Genomic DNA, 18,179 nt, shown 5'->3' with positions numbered 1-18,179 from the left:
AATGAATAATATTTTAATTGTTTGCCCTAACTACTTACCATCCTTCAAATCAGGTGGTCCAGTAAGAAGTATTGCCAATTTGACAAATAATTTTGCAGGAAAACACGATTTCAAGATCCTTACCTCAGATCGAGACTTAGGCGATATATGCAAGTTTCCTAGTATTAATCAAGACTCTTGGGATAATGTGGTTAATTCTAGTTCAGTTTATTATTCTTCACCTTCTTTGGTTGGTTTATTTAAACTGATTTTTTCTATTTATAAAAAGAAATATGACTTAGTTTATCTAAACTCATTTTTTAATTTTAAATATTCAATATTTATAATGCTTCTTTTAGTATTAAAAGTTTTTAATTCCAAAAAGATTTTACTTGCGCCCAGAGGGGAGTTAACAAACGGAGCACTAAAGTTTAAAGGTTTTAAAAAGAGGGTTTATATATTTTTTTTTGAAAAAGTCATTGCTAAGTTGGTAGATGTAGATTTTCACTTTACAAGTGATGAGGAATATAGTGAATGTCCTAATAGCTTAATAAATAAAGGCTATATAATAGCACCTAATATGCATGAGCCATTTCCAAGTTTCTCTCGAAAAATAAAATATAATGGTATGTTAAATATTCTGTTTTTATCTAGAATATCTCCAAAAAAGAATTTGGTTACTATTTTAAAATCGTTGAAAAAGATCTGTTCTGGAACTGTAAAATTGACAATAGCAGGCACTGTTGACGATGATGGGTACTGGGGAAAATGTAAAAAATTAATTGAGCAGTTACCTGATAATATTACTGTAATTTTCTTAGGACCAGTTTCAAGAACTAAGGTGAAAGAACTTTTTAAAAGTAATCATTTATTTTTTTTACCTACATATAATGAAAATTATGGTCATGCAATAGTAGAAGCAATGATTCACTCCAACATTGTTTTACTATCAGACCAAACTCCATGGTCTAGTGTTAAGAATAATGGTGGTTATATTGGCGATGCTGATGATGAAAGTTTTTATGTGAATTCTTTAGAAGAAATTTTATTATTTGATGACGAAAGCTTTAATAAACGATCTGAATCAATATATAATTTTTGTCTACAAATCCTAAAGAAAAATGAATTGGCAATTAACAAAATGTTTAAATAGGTGGAATAATGTTTCAAGGTAAAGTTTTATTAATCACTGGTGGTACAGGTTCTTTTGGCAATGCTGTTCTAAATAGATTTTTAGAAACTGATATCAAAGAAATTCGTATATTCTCACGTGATGAGAAAAAACAAGATGACATGAGAAAGAAGTACAGCAACGATAAATTGAAGTTTTACATTGGTGATGTGCGTGACCCTCAAAGTATCTCAACTGCGATGCGTGGTGTTGACTATGTTTTCCATGCAGCAGCTTTAAAACAAGTACCTTCTTGTGAGTTCTACCCATTGGAAGCTGTCAAAACAAACGTCATAGGTACTGAAAATGTCTTAGAATCAGGTATTTCACATGGTGTAAATCGAATAGTATGTTTAAGTACAGATAAAGCTGTTTATCCAATAAATGCTATGGGTATATCTAAAGCAATGATGGAAAAAGTAATTGTAGCTAAAAGTCGTAACTTGGAAGGTACTAATACTGTTATCTCCGGTACTCGTTACGGTAATGTCATGGCCTCTCGTGGTTCAGTAATTCCTTTATTTATTCGTCAGATTATAGAAGATACACCACTGACTTTAACAGACCCTTCTATGACTCGCTTTATGATGACTTTAGATGATGCCGTTGACCTTGTTTTGCACGCTTTTGAACATGGTGAAAATGGTGATATTTTTGTACAAAAAGCACCTGCTGCTACAATTGAAGTGATGACACAAGCCATCCTCGAAATGATTGGCAAACCTGACCATAAGGTGAATGTTATCGGAACACGTCATGGCGAAAAATTATTTGAAGCACTATGTAGTCGTGAAGAGATGTTTGTAGCTCAGGATCAAGGGGATTACTACCGCATTCCTGCTGATAATCGTGATTTAAATTATGCTCAGTACACTGAAGAAGGTGAAAAAGATTTATCAGTAATCGAAGATTATAATTCACACAATACCGAACGTTTAGATGTTGAAGGTATGAAAAAGCTATTGCGTAAGCTTGATTTTATGCGTGAGATTGAGGCTGGTAACCTAGTTGTACCAGAAGGTGTGTAGATGAATATTTTAGTGACAGGCGCTGCAGGTTTTATAGGTCGAAACTTATGCGTTTTTTTACAAGAGGCTGGTTTTGATAACGTTGACAAAATCACACTTGATGATAGTGAAGACAGTGTAGTCGAAAAGGTTAAATCTGCCGACTTTATCTATCATCTTGCAGGTATTAATCGCCCCAAAAACGATGATGAATTTAGAAAAGGCAACACTGATTTAACACAGAAAATTATTGATACACTTATAGAATCGGGGCGTAAGACACCAATCCTATTAACATCATCTATTCAAGCTGAGTTAGATAACCCTTACGGTGTAAGTAAGGCGGGTGCTGAGGAGGCTGTCGCGACATACAAGCAGCAAACAGGTGCTCCCACCCATATTTATAGATTACCTAATGTATTTGGTAAATGGTGCCTTCCAAATTATAACTCTGCTGTTGCGACGTTCTGCTATAACACGATAAATGATTTGCCAATCACTATTCATAATCCAGATGCAGCACTTAACCTCGTATACATTGATGATGTTTGTCAATCATTTGTTGAGTTACTAACTAACGTACCTCAATCAACCGAGATGTATAGTATTGTTGAGCCGGTTTATAAAACCACCGTCGGTGAAGTTGTTTCGTTACTTACAGAGTTTAAAGACAGTCGAAAAAGTTTGATTACGGCTAAAGTAGGAGAAGGCCTTGTTAGAGCGCTTTACTCTACTTACGTCAGCTATCTAGTGCCTGACCAATTTGCTTACTCAGTTTCTCGTCATAGTGATGAGCGTGGTACTTTTGTGGAGATGCTTAAAACTAAAGACTCTGGTCAGTTCTCATTTTTTACTGCTCACCCAGGTATAACTCGTGGTGGACATTATCATCATACTAAAACAGAGAAGTTTTTGGTTATTAATGGAAAGGCCTTGTATAAGTTTAGGCATATTGTAACGGGTGAATCATACGAACTTACTGTCGAAGGTGAAGATTCTCGTATCGTAGAAACAGCTCCAGGCTGGACGCATGATATAACCAATATTGGAGAAAATGAGTTAGTCGTTATGCTATGGGCTAATGAAATTTTTGATAGAGATGCGCCTGATACAATCGCCAATCCACTGTAAGCAAGAGTAAATAAAATGAAAAAACTAAAAGTAATGTCAGTGGTCGGTACTCGCCCTGAAATCATTCGTCTTTCTAGAGTTTTAGCTAAATTAGATGAACACTGTGAACATATCTTGGTTCATACCGGTCAGAATTATGATTTTGAATTAAATGAAGTTTTTTTCAATGACTTAGGGGTTCGCAAACCAGATTATTTCTTGAACGCAGCAGGTAAAAATGCGGCAGAAACGATAGGTCAAGTCATAATTAAAGTGGATCAAGCATTAGAGGAAATTCAGCCGGATTCTATGCTCGTTCTTGGTGATACCAATTCTTGTCTTTCAGCTATCCCTGCTAAACGTCGCAAAGTTCCAATCTTCCATATGGAAGCAGGCAATCGCTGTTTTGATCAACGAGTTCCAGAAGAAACCAATCGCCGTATTGTCGATCACACAGCAGATATCAATCTAACCTACAGTTCAATAGCAAGAGATTACCTATTAGCAGAAGGTTTACCTGCTGATCGTGTAATTAAAACGGGAAGCCCAATGTTTGAGGTATTAAATCATTATATGCCTCAAATTGACGCTTCGGATGTATTGTCACGTCTTGGGTTGGAAAAAGGCCAGTTCTTTGTGGTGAGTGCCCACCGTGAAGAAAATGTTGATTCACCGAAGCAACTGGCAAAGTTAGCGGAGACCTTAAATACAGTTGCTGAACACTACAATATGCCTGTAATCGTTTCTACGCACCCAAGAACACGTAACCGAATAGAAGCGCAGGGCATTAAGTTCCACTCAAATATCCAGTTGCTAAAGCCGCTTGGTTTCCATGATTACAACCATTTACAAAAGCATGCTAAAGCATGTTTGTCTGACAGTGGTACGATCAACGAAGAATCTTCCATTATGAACTTTCCAGCATTGAATCTACGTGAAGCGCACGAGCGTCCAGAAGGTATGGAAGAAGCGTCTGTCATGATGGTTGGTCTTGAAGTTGAGCGTGTAATGCAAGCGTTACAAGTGCTTGAGTCACAACCTTGCGGGGAAGAACGTCTTCTTCGGTCTGTATATGATTATAGTATGCCGAACGTATCCGATAAAATGGTGAGAATTATTCACTCTTATACCGACTATGTTAAACGTGTAGTCTGGAAAGAGTATTAAGTCTTGCGTATTGCATTATTCCCCGATGACTATCTACCTTCAAGTACGTTAGTTCATGCGAAAATGTTCCATGATCTAGCTTTAGAGCTTAAGTTATGTGGACATGACCCTATTATCATAACTCCTAGCCATGGACCTCAAAAAGAACGACTCGAAATTGAGTTTATTGATGGGATCGAGGTGTGGAGATTTAGAAATCCACCAATGCGCGGAGTTGGTAAGCTAAAGCGAGCTTTGAGTGAGACTCTTATTTCTTTCAATGCTTACTTGGCCATTAAGAAAAAAATTATGGATAAGCCAGTTGATGCTTGCATCAATTATTCTCCAACAATTTTTTTCGGACCTTTATTACTATGGTTCAAAAAGAAACATTGCACATACAATTACCTGATTCTAAGGGATATGTTTCCGCAGTGGATAATTGATGAGGGTCTCATTAAAGGTGGGTCTCTCATTGCTAAATATTTTCAACTATTTGAAACACTTAATTATCGTAGTTCAGATAAGATTGGCTTAATGTCGGACGCTAATGTTAAGTACTTTTCTAAAGTTCAACCTCGATACAGTAATACTGAGGTTCTTAGAAATTGGGCTGATATAAAACCCTACTCAACATCTGAGCTAGTGAAAGGTATAAGGTGTGAATATCAACTAGAGGATAAGTGCATTTTTTTCTATGGAGGAAATATAGGCCACGCTCAAGATATGAACAACCTTTTGCGATTAGTTGAATCCATGAAATGTTATCAGCAAGCTCATTTTTTATTTGTAGGGCAGGGGGATGAAGTGGAATTGGTCAAGACTATGAAGACAGAGCGAGGACTGGACAATTTGACTTTCCTATCTTCAGTTAGTCAGGATGAATTTAAGCAACTACTAACTCAAGTTGATGTTGGGTTGTTTTCTTTAGCTGCTAGTCATAAAGCACACAACTTTCCTGGGAAATTATTAGGCTATATGGTTCAGTCTTTACCAATTCTTGGTAGTGTAAATCCTGGTAACGATTTGATTGATTTAATTAATGAGAAAGAAGCTGGAATTGCTTTTGTGAACGGTGAAGATGATGAACTTTTGAAATCGGCTGTTAAGTTATTGAATAATGAAACTGAACGGAGGAGGTTAGGTTCTAATGCTTACAAAGTATTAACCAATCATTTTTCGGTGCAGTCTGTTGCGAAACAATTGATCAGACACATAGCTTTAGGAAAAAACTGATGAAAATTATGGTAACAGGAGGCAGCGGTTTTTTAGGAAGCCACTTAATAGGAAGATTAGATTCACATAATGTTTCGGTTTTAGGTAGAAACCAGCCTAAATTAGCGAAACTTGCCGCATTTTTTTCTGGTGTTATTGATAGTCATTCAAGTTATGGACTGGCACTACTAAACAACACTGTAATAATTCACTGCGCTGCTCGTGTACATATTATGGATGATGAATCCGAAGACCCTCTAGATGATTATCGTGAAGTCAATACAGCAGGAACTTTAAACCTTGCCCGTCAGGCTGTAGTCGCAGGTGTTCAACGTTTTATCTTCATAAGCAGTATCAAAGTCAACGGTGAAGCAACAGAGTTGGGGCACCCGTTTAAATCTACTGATAAACGTTCACCTGAAGACTTTTATGGGCAATCAAAATCAGAAGCTGAAGAGCAACTACTGCAGCTTGCACAAGAAACCGGTTTAGAGGTTGTCATTATTCGTCCTACATTGGTTTACGGACCGGGTGTTAAGGCTAACTTCGCTTCGTTATTAAACCTGGTATCTAAGGGGCTACCATTACCGTTTGGATGCATCAAGCATAACAAGCGCAGCTTAGTTTCCGTGCAAAACTTGGTAGACTTAATTGTTACTTGCATTGATCACCCCAAAGCTCCTAATCAGGTATTTTTGGTTTCTGATGATCACGACGTATCTACTGCGTCAATGGTAAATCATATGTCTCAAGCGCTTGGAAAATCGAGCAGATTACTGCCGGTACCTTTATGGTGCTATCGCTTAGTTGGTAAGTTAACAGGTAAGACCGATGTAGTAGATAGGCTCATAGGATCTTTACAGGTCGATATATCACATACCAAAGATACGTTAGGCTGGGTTCCTCCACAAACGCTTGAACAAGGTTTTAAAGAAACCGCAGAAGCATTTATTCTTAATAAAAATAAATAGAGTATTTACATGATTCGTTTTATCGATTTTTTAGCTGCTTTCTTTGGCTTGTTGTTGCTTTGGCCTTTGTTACTTATGGTGACAATTATTGGCATGTTTGATACTGGCTCACCGATTTTTGTTCAAAGCCGTGTAGGTCGAAATAAAAAGCCGTTTAAACTGATTAAGTTTCGCACTATGACTGTTGAAACCAAATCAGTGGCTAGTCACTTAGCGAGTAATGCTTCAATTACAAAGTTAGGTAATTTTCTGCGTAAAACTAAGATTGATGAGTTGCCGCAACTGATTAATGTGGTTAAAGGTGAAATGAGTTTGGTTGGTCCGCGTCCAAATTTATTTAACCAAGAAGAATTAATCAAAGAGCGTGATGCTTTAGGTGTTTATGATGTTCTACCTGGTGTAACGGGTTTAGCTCAAGTTCAGAACATTGATATGTCTACACCTGCATTGTTAGCCAAAACTGATAAGCAGATGATTGATAGTCTAACTGTTAAAGATTACTTCAAGTATATTATAATGACTGTTACAGGCAGTGGTTCAGGTGACGCTGTAAAGCGTAAATAGTTTCTAGTTGGAATATAAATAATTATGAAAGTTGCAGTTGCTGGTACAGGTTACGTCGGTTTATCAAACGCAATGCTTTTAGCACAAAATCATCAAGTTGTTGCGGTTGATATCGTTCCTGAAAAAGTTAAGATGCTGAATGAAAAAAAAGCTCCGATTGTTGATATAGAAATTGAAGACTTCTTAGCCAATAAATCTCTCAATTTTAAAGCTACTCTTGATAAAGAAATCGCATATAAAGATGCCGAGTATGTCATTATTGCCACACCGACAGATTACGATGCTGATACTAATTATTTCAACACATCATCTGTAGAGGCGGTAATAAAAGATGTCATGGAAATTAATCCTAATGCGATAATGGTTATTAAATCCACAGTCCCAGTGGGTTATACAGCGCGTATTAAAGAAAAGTTGGGTTGTGATAACTTAATATTTTCACCAGAATTTTTGCGTGAAGGCCGAGCTTTATATGACAACTTGCACCCATCCCGTATTATTGTAGGTGAGCGTTCAGAACGTGCTCAAGTGTTTGCGAACCTATTGGTGCAAGGTGCAGTAAAAGAAAACATAGAAGTATTGTTTACTGATTCAACAGAAGCTGAAGCAGTTAAGCTTTTCTCTAACACTTATCTTGCACTACGTGTCGCTTACTTTAACGAATTGGATTCTTACGCTGAATCACACGGTTTGGATTCACGCCAAATTATCGAAGGGGTGGGTTTAGATCCTCGTATTGGTAACCACTACAACAATCCTTCATTTGGTTATGGTGGTTATTGTTTACCTAAAGACACGAAACAATTACGTGCTAACTATGCCGATGTACCTAACAACATCATTAGTGCCATTGTTGAATCTAATACGACTCGTAAAGATTTTGTAGCGGAGTCAATTTTAAAGCGTAACCCTAACCGAGTAGGTATTTATCGCCTAATAATGAAGTCAGGTTCTGACAATTTTAGAGCATCGAGTATTCAGGGGATCATGAAGCGCTTAAAGGCAAAAGGCATTGAAGTGGTTGTTTATGAACCTGTTTTAGAAGAAGATGAGTTCTTCCACTCTAAAGTCATTAAATCTCTTGAAGAGTTTAAAGCGACTTGTGATGTGATTGTATCAAACCGTATGGTTGATGAAATTCGTGATGTTGCAGATAAAGTATATACTCGCGATTTATTCGGTTCTGATTAATATTACTTATGTTTATGCTGGCCTAATATAGCTATCTATCTATTATGCTCACTCACTAAGTGATTAACTTGATTAGGGTTGTTTGCATTCACGATGTCTCAATATCTCCGATACAGTGAATAATTTGTTTCAGCCCTTTTTATTTTACACAAGATGAGTGAGCATTCACTGTGTATGATATTTTTCGTCAGCAGCACGTTTGCATCGTGTTAATAGTGCATCGAAAAAAGTAACTTGTGCTACACTATCCCACCTCAGTTTTGCCAATCATCTAGCCTTGATTAAGCTGTAATCGATTATGAATTTATTAAATTTGGAGCGGAAAATGGATTTTTTGCAGCATGTGTTTTCTTTACCTCGTTCACAAAAAAGAATATTGAGTGTCTTCATTGACTCTGTGTTTCTGTTACTTGCTTTTTGGTGTGCCTTATTGGTGCGTTTAGATGATACCAGTGTGTTAGGTAATAGTGCTTATTGGAGCGTGATCCTACCCGTTTTACCGCTTAGTTTATTTGTGTTTGCTAAGTTGGGCTTATACCGTGCGGTGTTGCGCTACATGGGATTACAAGCCCTTGTAGCCATCATTATTGGTGTCGTTGTTTCTACAATAGCCCTGATTTCTGTTGCATTTTACGCTGAAGCGAATTTACCTAGAACGGTACCGGTTATTTTCGCTGCTTTTGCGCTTGTTTTTGTGGGTGGAACTCGTGCTATTGTGCGCTCTTTTGTTGGCACGGGTATGAAGCGTGTTGGTGAGCCGGTCATTATTTATGGTGCGGGTGTGAGCGGTAGGCAATTATTGACGTCTTTAATGCAAAGCCATGAATATCATCCTTTTGCGTTTGTCGATGATGACATTTCATTACAAGGTAATGTTATACAAGGTGTGCATGTTCATTCGCCTTCTATTATTAAAAAACTGATTAAGCAAAAGCCTGTTAATAAAGTCTTGCTTGCTATACCAAGTGCCACTAGAGCTAAACGACAAGAGATATTAGCCCGGTTAGAGCCTTTATCTGTGCAGGTACTCACCATTCCTGCAATGTCTGATTTAGTTAATGGCACAAAGTTGTATAGTGACATTAAAGAAGTTGAAATTGACGATCTGTTAGGTCGTGATTCAGTTGAACCAAGACAAGACTTACTTGCCGCTAACATAAAAGCTAAAGTAGTTATGGTAACAGGCGCTGGCGGTTCAATCGGTTCTGAGTTGTGCCGTCAGATTTTAAAACAACAACCATCCAAATTAGTATTGTTTGAGCTTTCTGAGTTTGCTTTGTATGCCATTGACCGTGAACTAAACGCGACTGCAAACGAACTTGGGTTGTCAGTTGAAATTATTCCTATGATGGGGTCTGTGCAGCGGGAGAATCGTGTACAGGCGGTTATGGAATCGTTTGGTGTGCAAACGGTTTACCATGCTGCTGCATATAAGCATGTACCGCTAGTTGAGCACAATGTAGTTGAGGGCGTCCGTAATAACGTTTTTGGTACGCTTTATACAGTCCAAGCTGCTATTGCTGCTAAAGTGGAGACATTTGTATTAGTCTCAACAGATAAAGCGGTTCGACCCACAAATGTGATGGGTACCACCAAGCGTATGGCCGAATTAGTGTTGCAAGCATTTGCAAGAGAAAACAACCAAACCCGTTTTTGTATGGTCCGCTTTGGTAATGTACTTGGCTCATCTGGCTCTGTAGTCCCGTTATTTAGAAATCAAATTGCTAACGGTGGCCCTGTGACTGTAACTCATCCTGAAATTACTCGTTTTTTTATGACAATACCTGAAGCATCACAGTTAGTTATTCAAGCTGGGGCGATGGGCAAAGGCGGCGATGTATTTGTGCTTGATATGGGTAAATCTGTAAAGATTGTTGATTTAGCCAAAAAAATGATCCGATTAAGTGGTTATGAAGTGCGTAGTGATAAAAATCCTGAGGGTGATATCGCGATAGAGTTTAGTGGTTTACGCCCAGGTGAGAAGCTATATGAAGAGCTACTTATTGGCGATGATGTAACCGGCACTGAACATGAGCGTATTATGACTGCTAACGAGTTATATTTACCTTGGTCTGAATATTCAAACATTTTGAATCGTCTAGATGTTGCTTGCCATGAGTTTGATCATGAGGCCATTCGTGATATTTTGCTTTCAACACCGACTGGTTTTGCACCTACTGATGGCATTTGTGATTTGGTTTATCAGCAAAAAGCTAAAAATTCCACAGCTGCAAAAAAGGTTATTAATTTAGTATCGTAGGCTATTTTTAAGCCGCGCTGAACATTAAAATTTAAAGGATTATTGATGAAAGTTGTTATTCCTGTGGCGGGCCTTGGGACTCGCATGTTACCTGCAACCAAAGCGATACCTAAAGAGATGTTGCCTTTGGTTGATAAGCCGTTAATTCAGTACATTGTTGATGAGTGTGTAGCTGCTGGGGTTAAAGAGATTATATTGGTGACGCATGCCAGTAAAAACGCTATTGAAAACCACTTTGATAAGTCTTTTGAGCTTGAGTCAACGCTAGAGAAACGTGTTAAACGTCAGTTACTTGAAGAAGTTCAGGCCATTTGCCCTAAAGATGTGACCATTATGCATGTGCGTCAAGGTGAGGCGAAAGGCCTTGGTCATGCGGTATTATGTGCGCAACCTTGTATTGGTAATAATCCGTTCGCTGTAGTGCTGCCTGACGTGATTTTAGATGCCTACACAGCTGACCAAAAACATGAAAACCTAGCGGCGATGATTGCCCGTTACAAAACCAGCTTTGCAAGCCAGATTATGGTGGCTCCTGTTCCTGACGATGAAGTGAACAAGTATGGTATTGCCGATTGTAATGGTGTTGAGATTGCCCCTGGAGATTCGGCAAAAATTTCTGCCATGGTAGAAAAACCAGCCGTTGGCGAAGCACCATCTAATTTAGCGGTAGTTGGCCGTTATGTATTGTCAGAAAAAATCTGGCGATTATTGGCTAAAACCCCAGCGGGCGCAGGTGATGAAATTCAGCTAACTGATGCCATTGATATGCTGATTGAACAGGACACAGTTGAAGCCTTTAACATGACCGGCAAGTCACACGATTGTGGTGACAAGCTAGGTTACATGGCCGCATTTGTTGAATATGGTTTACGTGACGCCAAGCTAGGCGCAGAGTTTAAAAACCGTATCGCTAAAATGCTCTAATTGGGAGGCCTAGGGTGCTTCGCTTATAGGTTCTAGGTCCTAGGACGTGACTGCGTCACTTCGAGGGCGCTATGCTTCTAAGACGCTTCGATGCTAGAAGGACGAAGTCCGCCCTCAGACGAGCCTGCGAGTTTCTAGCTCTTAGACCCGTAAGCGAAGCGTTCTGTAATCCGTAATCCGTCAACGCATTTAGAACCTAGAACCTACTACCCGACTTTGTCACTGCTAGAGGCTTCGCTTATAAACGGCATAAATAGAATGGGTATGATAGACTTTATCGTTAACATAGCAAAGCTTAATGAAGACATTGAGCTTATTTGGTTATATGGCTCTCAAGCTCAGGGAACAGCGCACTCAGAAAGTGATGTTGATATAGCCATTGCGTTTAAGAATCATACTCTCCCAGCTTTATCACTTCAATCTCGCCCCGAGTGTTTAGCAATAGAGTGGGCAGAAGAGTTAAACATGCCTCTCGATAAATTGAGTATCGTTGATATTAATCGTATACCTATTGCGCTTGCTTTTAATGTGATTGAATATGGCCAATTGGTATATAACAATAACCCATTGCGCGTTTATCAAGAAGAAAACCGCATTCGTTCTATGTTTGAGTATCAATTGATGCAAAGCAAACGCGAGGCTGAATGATGAACAAAGGTATTGAGCTATACCTCAATGAAGTCAAAATGCACAAAGCAATGTATCTCAAAGAACTCGATGAACTTCGCTTTGATTTAATACATTCAGAGCTTAAAAAGCGTGACTTCATAGCGACTGAACGGTTACTGCAAGTTTTCACTGAAATGTGCATAGGGCTAGCCAAGCATATGGTGAAAAAGATACAGGGTCACAGTGTGACCGAAGCTTATCAATCATTCTCTGTTTTAAAGGCGCATAATCTGATATCCAGTGATGAATTACGCACTTGGAAACAGATCATTGGCATGCGTAATGGTTTGGTGGACGATTATTTGAATATCGATTTATTGATTATTGAAGATATTTTGCGCCAAAAGCATTATCAATCCTTGGCTGAATTTACGGATAAGGCTATTCCTTTTTTGCTTTCCGAGTAACCCTCTCAGGCGAGCCTGCGAGTTCCTAGAGCCCGTAAGCGAAGCGTTCTGTAATCCGTCAACGCATTTAGAAGCTAGAACCTAGAAGGACGCAGTCCGCTCTCAGGCGAGCCTGCGAGTTCCTAGCACTTAAACCCGTAAGCGAAGCATTCTGTAATCCGTAATCCGTCAACGCATTTAGAACCTAGAAGGACGAAGTCCGCTCTCTCGCGAGCTTGCGAGTTCCTAGAGCCCGTAAGCGAAGCGTTCTGTATTCCGTAATCCGTCAACGCATTTAGAACCTAGAACCTTTTTACATTGGAGTTTTTATGAGTCGTAAATATTTTGGTACCGACGGTGTGCGTGGAAAAGTGGGGACGTTTCCTATTACACCTGATTTTGCAATGAAATTGGGTTGGGCGGCGGGTACTGTACTTGCCTCAACGGGTACCAAGGAAGTATTGATTGGTAAAGATACCCGCAGCAGTGGTTATATGTTTGAGTCGGCCATTGAGGCGGGGCTTTCTGCTGCCGGTGTTAACGTGGCGTTAATTGGCCCTATGCCAACGCCTGCGGTGGCGTATTTAGCCTCAACGTTTAGGGCTGATGCGGGGGTGGTAATTAGCGCATCGCACAACCCTCATTACGATAACGGCATTAAGTTTTTCTCTAACTCTGGCACTAAGCTCAATGACCAACAAGAGCTTGAAATCGAGGCGCTACTCGACCAGGCGTTAAACCATAATGCGATGCAGTGTGTGTCTTCTGAGTTACTCGGTAAAGTGCGTCGTATTACCGACGCCGCTGGCCGTTACATTGAGTTTTGCAAAGGCGTATTTGCCAAAGACTTAACCTTAGCGGGATTAAAAATTGTGGTCGACAGCGCCAATGGTGCGGCTTACCACATTGCCCCAAATGTGTACCGCGAGTTAGGTGCTGAAGTTATAAGCATTAACGATAAACCTAATGGTGTGAATATTAATGACCATTGCGGTGCGACTCACCTAGACAGCCTACAAACGGCGGTGATGGTGCACGAGGCTGATTTAGGTATTGCGCTTGACGGTGATGCCGACCGCATCATGTTTGTAGATCACAACGGCCATGTGGTCGATGGCGACCAAATTTTATACATATTAGCCCGTGCTGCTAAACATAAAGGGACATTACAAGGCGGGGTGGTTGGCACGTTAATGTCTAACCTTGGCCTTGAATTGGCGTTAAAAGAGATGGATATTCCATTTAAACGTGCCAAAGTAGGCGATCGCTATGTGGTTGAGCAATTAAAAGAAACCGGTTGGAAGTTAGGCGGCGAAGGCTCTGGCCATATTTTACACCTTGACCATGCTTCAACGGGTGATGGTGTTGTGGCATCTTTGTTAGTGCTTCAAGCGGTACTTGAGTCTAAACAGTCATTAGCTGAACTTGTTTCTGGCATGCAAAAGCTACCACAGGTATTGCTTAACGTTCGTTTAACTGCAAACAATGCAGATGAGATTTTAGCCTCTGCCGCGGTTAAGCAAGCTGTAAAAGAAGCGGAAACCGTTTTAGGTAACAATGGTCGAGTGTTACTGCGTAAATCTGGCACTGAGCCATTAATTCGCGTAATGGTTGAGTCTACCGACCCAGAAATGTCGCAAACACAGGCTGAGCACATCGCCAACGCGGTTCGCAGCTAGGTGCTAGGGCGCTGCGCTGCTAGGTTCTAGGACGCTACGCTGCTAGGGCGTGACTTCGTCACTGCTAGGACGCTTCACATAAAACATAAAAACAGGTGATTGCTTAGCAGTCACCTGTTTTTGTATGTGTGCTTTTTTAACAAACAATCTATTTCGATTGTATCCGCACATTCAGTTGCCAATAGTGAAACGATAGTGCAATTTTTCGGGCAATTAAGAGGTAAGTACCCATTCAATTACAAGTATCACACTTCGTCATCTTTACATGAGCGAATCGAAACTTAGCGCAGATCTGATCATGCCCTTAACTTCAGAACAGTGCAAAATTAACAGTGTTAGCCGGTTATAAATATGTACTTCTCTTGCAAGGTTTACAAATGAAAGATCTTCACTATTGCGACAACATGAAATTAGTCGATGCTTGGTATGAATATGTCGAAGGTTGCTTCATTTTAAATTTAAATAGGGTGGCAACAGAAATTGATCTTCAGGAAAATCACTACTTAGAAGAAGTTGGCCAAATTATCGAAACAATAGCAATAAAAGTACGCTATTGTCCCTATTGTGGAAAAAAGTTTGATGGAGCCAACACTTCATTGTCACCTTCATTCGTGCACTATGACTTTTCTAAGTGGTAACATTAAATAATGTGTGTAATCCGCAGCTATGTTTGTTGGCTACGCCGTTGGTCATCCCCTCTAAAAAAAACGATTTCACTAAGTTGACGTCTCTATACTTCAATATTAGGGATTTCAACTGCTTGAGCTTTTAAATACTCGGTTCTTGTCAGTATGTTGTCACTCAGTTGCTGAAAATACTTAATATCATTATCAGAAAAATGAGATTGAGTTTGTAAACTTTTAATCAACGACCCAGTCGATAGTTGTTTTATCAATTTATTTGCTAATTCAATCAATAGCCTAGATAACAGTTTCTTATCGATATCACATGTTTCTGCGAAATAAGCCAGTTGATACGCATGAATATGGTCGGGGTAAAACTCATCACCTATAGCCATCGCTAACCTGTGTTTAAATTGAGGGAACAAAGCGATATTGACGAGATCATAAGCTGGAGTGAATCGTGCATTATTTCTATCAAAGAATAATGAAACGTTCTTGCCATGACTGTCGTAGTTGCTGATCATTAAATTAAGCAGTTGCCAGTTTATAAGCCATTGCTTACTTTCAATTGGCGAAGACATATGTCCAGTGAAATCAAATAGCTTTACTAAGCTAGCGCCATCTCGAATATGTTGAACATCTCTTCCATCACCCAAGTTTCGCTCATATTTGTAGTCTCTTGGTAAATTTAATGCCTGGCAGCCATCGATAACATGGCGCCTCATTACTTTGTTGGCGTCGGCAACATATTTGCGATCGAATCGTTTTACGATGAGCGAAGGGTGCGGTCCAAAATGTCTATACTCAACATCAGCAGTTGGCAATCCAACTGCACTAGAGAGCTTCATACAAAAAAATTCGTTTAGGACGAGATTTGGACAGTTTCTCTTTTCAAATTTTATAATATGGGTAGAGCAGAGTGACCCATCTCCAAAGCCAATATTGCCTTTCTCATCAATAAAAACATTTAGTTTATCTTGAACTCCGGCCACGCTGAGACGTGGCTTATCGTCCCATGTGAGTAGGCCCAATTCTTCTTTATTGTCGAGTCTTGTAATGAGCTCTTCTTCAAGTATTCTAAAAGACGGCTGGTTGTGTCGGTGTTCTTCTAATGACGGTAAAAATGTCACTGCGCCTGCTAAGTCATTTCCAATGGCACTGACTTGTGAATAAACATTTTTCTCTGAAACACCCAGATTTTCAGCCAAAAGTTTTCTTGCTTCACCTTCAGGCAAGGCATTATCTAGAAAGCTGTACGCGACTTCTGGTGAGTGTTGATTATCCAGTGATAAATGGGGGGAGATAGCAAAACCTTCGGTTTGCCACAGTGGTGAATAACTCAGTTTCAATAAGTTGGTCTTGTTATCTAAAGATAAATTTCCAATCACTTGATCAGCGTATTTGATGTCTAGCCTGTATGCGTCAGCTTTTGTCATATCTAAACCCACTCATCAAAAGGTGATGATATCTTTTCTAAAGGGGTTAATTCTTTGGAGGTTAGCTTAATACCTAATCCGTTTAAAACAGAAAAAACCGCTGATAAAGTACAGTTTGAATTTCCGTTTTCAATACGTGATAAAGTATTAATACCAATTCCGCATAGCGCGGCGCAGTCTGCTAACTTTAGGCCGAGTTCAGTTCTTTTTGCTTTGATGAGTTGGCCTAGAACGGCTGCATTATCTATGAATGCAGCGCTAGGCATTTTTGAAGAAGTTACTTTCTTAGCCATCAATCGAACCTTACTAAAATAATCACCGATATCAGTGATTATAGACCGATTTCAGTAACTTTAAAATATATTCACCGATAAGGGTGATTATATTGCGCTCGTGAAATGCACTACCAATAAATAACCGATAGTGGTGATTATTTGGCTGTTCAACAAATAATCACTCCAGCGGCAATCTATTTCAATGTAGATTTTTGTTGAGTTGCTTCAATATGTGAGAGGGAAGAGGCGGCAACGCCTCACCCTACTCGATGAGCGCTTTTAATAGCAATCAGCACAAAAATGTGATCATGCTTACTGGTTAACATTGCTTATAACTTCGTTAGAAATTTTGAAGCTAGAACAGCTACCTCGCTGTAATTTCTGCCTTGTTCTAAGCGATTTTTCCTACGCAATCTCTGATCACTTATTTATCCTGATGGTATAAACACAAGAATCAATTAAGAGGTTATCTGCTTGTATTGTTACTTTGGAACGGGATACTCCTCACCTCTCGCGTTTTCAAGATCGATAAAGCCGATTGATTGAGCATGTTCCATTGTATTAACGTAGTTTTTGATAAATGGAATAACAAACAGTCTTCTATGCCAGTCGTTGCACATGATCTCAGTGGGATTGCTGCTGAGCATGCTATTTTCAGGCACATTGTCATTACGCATTAATAAGGGATTTTTGTTTGGATCTTTTAGCCCATTTTCTAATCGACCTAACGCGCTATTAGCCCAACCGTCATCAAAAGGCATTGGGGTTGAAATCAACTCCACTTTTGCCTCATTCGCCATAATTTGATGTGAACGGCAATAGTCCAATTGGCGGCTCATCACGGATTGCGTTAATTCTTCAATGTTGTACTTTTCTGTATCAGACCAGTCAAAGCGGCATACCCCAAATTTATAAATCACTTCTCTTGTATGCGCGGTTTCAATAATGCCACTCCAGACATAAAAAATAATATGGGTATGGGTGAACTTATGGTAAATACGGCTGATTTTTTCTTCAGAAGGCAACAATAATGTGGGTTGCTCGACGCAGGGGGTATTTGAAAAGTTTCTAAGGTAGCACTGCTGACCATTGTTGTAGGTAATTTTTACATGGATCCGCTGTTTACCTGTGCTTTCTCTTTCACCGCGTTCAACCGTTGCCCACTTTATCGGGAAAGGTTTTAGCTTATTCGGTATTTTGTAAAGATCATTAATGATAAGGATATCGTTGCACATCATGTCTGTCACTTTTCGGCCTGGGTTTCTTTTTTGGAGTGAAGACAGGCATGTTCTGGCAATAAATCGATCTGCGATGACGATATCGATAGGGTATTTGTCTTTTTGCTTATAATCACGCCGAAAATTATTGCGCTGTGACTCGGGGAAATATTCAGACGTATACACTTTAATGTCTGTAACAAATTCGCTGTCTCTGAACTTTTGCAGTTCATGGTAAACCTGTGCTTTAAAGTCGGTAATTTTTTCTTCGGTATCCATGTCTTGTAGATCATACGGCGTTTTTCAAGGTAGTTGTCGCCTAAGCTGTTAAGCTGCTTCTTTTTTGTTCTCTGGGT

At 39.5% G+C, this 18,179-nt stretch carries 17 protein-coding genes; 14 read left to right on the top strand and 3 right to left on the bottom strand.

Annotation, left to right across the window (positions count from 1 at the left end; all coding sequences use genetic code 11):
- The first annotated feature begins 1 nt into the window (after position 1).
- From IEY42_RS12930 to IEY42_RS12865, 14 genes are all read left to right on the top strand, one after another.
- Positions 2-1,132 (top strand): glycosyltransferase, encoded by a 1,131-nt coding sequence (locus tag IEY42_RS12930; RefSeq protein ID WP_188925620.1) that lies wholly within the window; start codon positions 2-4, stop codon positions 1,130-1,132.
- A gap of 8 nt (positions 1,133-1,140) precedes the next feature.
- The gene (locus tag IEY42_RS12925) at positions 1,141-2,178 is read left to right on the top strand and encodes a polysaccharide biosynthesis protein (protein WP_188925619.1); all 1,038 of its coding nucleotides are present in this window, start codon (positions 1,141-1,143) and stop codon (positions 2,176-2,178) included.
- Positions 2,179-3,288 (top strand): UDP-2-acetamido-2,6-beta-L-arabino-hexul-4-ose reductase, encoded by a 1,110-nt coding sequence (wbjC, locus tag IEY42_RS12920; protein ID WP_188925618.1) that lies wholly within the window; start codon positions 2,179-2,181, stop codon positions 3,286-3,288.
- Between the two features lie 15 nt (positions 3,289-3,303).
- A complete protein-coding gene (gene wecB, locus IEY42_RS12915) occupies positions 3,304-4,434 on the top strand; it encodes a non-hydrolyzing UDP-N-acetylglucosamine 2-epimerase (protein ID WP_188925617.1) in 1,131 nt (376 codons plus the stop codon).
- Between the two features lie 3 nt (positions 4,435-4,437).
- The gene (locus IEY42_RS12910) at positions 4,438-5,649 is read left to right on the top strand and encodes a glycosyltransferase family 4 protein (RefSeq protein ID WP_188925616.1); all 1,212 of its coding nucleotides are present in this window, start codon (positions 4,438-4,440) and stop codon (positions 5,647-5,649) included.
- Positions 5,649-6,599: a UDP-glucose 4-epimerase family protein gene (locus IEY42_RS12905; protein ID WP_188925615.1), complete on the top strand. Its 951-nt coding sequence runs from the start codon at positions 5,649-5,651 to the stop codon at positions 6,597-6,599. The genes IEY42_RS12910 and IEY42_RS12905 overlap by 1 nt, the downstream gene beginning before the upstream one ends.
- 9 nt (positions 6,600-6,608) lie before the next feature.
- Positions 6,609-7,163 (top strand): sugar transferase, encoded by a 555-nt coding sequence (locus tag IEY42_RS12900; RefSeq protein ID WP_188925614.1) that lies wholly within the window; start codon positions 6,609-6,611, stop codon positions 7,161-7,163.
- A gap of 24 nt (positions 7,164-7,187) precedes the next feature.
- Positions 7,188-8,354, top strand: coding sequence for a nucleotide sugar dehydrogenase (locus tag IEY42_RS12895; RefSeq protein ID WP_188925613.1), 1,167 nt, complete (start codon positions 7,188-7,190; stop codon positions 8,352-8,354).
- Positions 8,355-8,679: 325 nt separating this feature from the next.
- A complete protein-coding gene (locus IEY42_RS12890) occupies positions 8,680-10,614 on the top strand; it encodes a polysaccharide biosynthesis protein (RefSeq protein WP_188925612.1) in 1,935 nt (644 codons plus the stop codon).
- Positions 10,615-10,659: 45 nt separating this feature from the next.
- Positions 10,660-11,538: a UTP--glucose-1-phosphate uridylyltransferase GalU gene (gene galU / locus IEY42_RS12885; RefSeq protein ID WP_188925611.1), complete on the top strand. Its 879-nt coding sequence runs from the start codon at positions 10,660-10,662 to the stop codon at positions 11,536-11,538.
- Between the two features lie 264 nt (positions 11,539-11,802).
- Positions 11,803-12,186 carry a type VII toxin-antitoxin system MntA family adenylyltransferase antitoxin gene (gene mntA / locus IEY42_RS12880; protein ID WP_188925610.1) on the top strand — a complete coding sequence of 128 codons (384 nt, stop codon included), beginning with the start codon at positions 11,803-11,805 and terminating at the stop codon, positions 12,184-12,186.
- Positions 12,183-12,614 (top strand): type VII toxin-antitoxin system HepT family RNase toxin, encoded by a 432-nt coding sequence (gene hepT / locus IEY42_RS12875; protein WP_229780050.1) that lies wholly within the window; start codon positions 12,183-12,185, stop codon positions 12,612-12,614. Before mntA ends, hepT begins: the two co-directional genes overlap by 4 nt.
- Before the next feature lie 308 nt (positions 12,615-12,922).
- A complete protein-coding gene (gene glmM, locus IEY42_RS12870; protein ID WP_188925609.1) occupies positions 12,923-14,272 on the top strand; it encodes a phosphoglucosamine mutase in 1,350 nt (449 codons plus the stop codon).
- Positions 14,273-14,649: 377 nt separating this feature from the next.
- Positions 14,650-14,910: a hypothetical protein gene (locus tag IEY42_RS12865; RefSeq protein WP_188925608.1), complete on the top strand. Its 261-nt coding sequence runs from the start codon at positions 14,650-14,652 to the stop codon at positions 14,908-14,910.
- Between the two features lie 92 nt (positions 14,911-15,002).
- On the opposite strand, the gene IEY42_RS12860 is transcribed toward IEY42_RS12865, so the two are convergent.
- The 3 genes from IEY42_RS12860 to IEY42_RS12850 form a co-directional block, all read right to left on the bottom strand.
- A complete protein-coding gene (locus IEY42_RS12860; protein WP_188925607.1) occupies positions 15,003-16,331 on the bottom strand; it encodes a HipA domain-containing protein in 1,329 nt (442 codons plus the stop codon).
- A gap of 2 nt (positions 16,332-16,333) precedes the next feature.
- Positions 16,334-16,624 carry a helix-turn-helix domain-containing protein gene (locus IEY42_RS12855; protein ID WP_188925606.1) on the bottom strand — a complete coding sequence of 97 codons (291 nt, stop codon included), beginning with the start codon at positions 16,622-16,624 and terminating at the stop codon, positions 16,334-16,336.
- A gap of 464 nt (positions 16,625-17,088) precedes the next feature.
- The gene (locus IEY42_RS12850) at positions 17,089-18,102 is read right to left on the bottom strand and encodes a hypothetical protein (protein ID WP_188925605.1); all 1,014 of its coding nucleotides are present in this window, start codon (positions 18,100-18,102) and stop codon (positions 17,089-17,091) included.
- Positions 18,103-18,179 lie beyond the last annotated feature (77 nt).

This window comes from Shewanella algicola, assembly GCF_014648035.1.
Lineage (GTDB): Bacteria > Pseudomonadota > Gammaproteobacteria > Enterobacterales > Shewanellaceae > Shewanella > Shewanella algicola.
The sequence above is the reverse complement of the archived record's forward strand: the minus strand, read 5'-3'. Positions and strand labels throughout refer to the sequence as shown.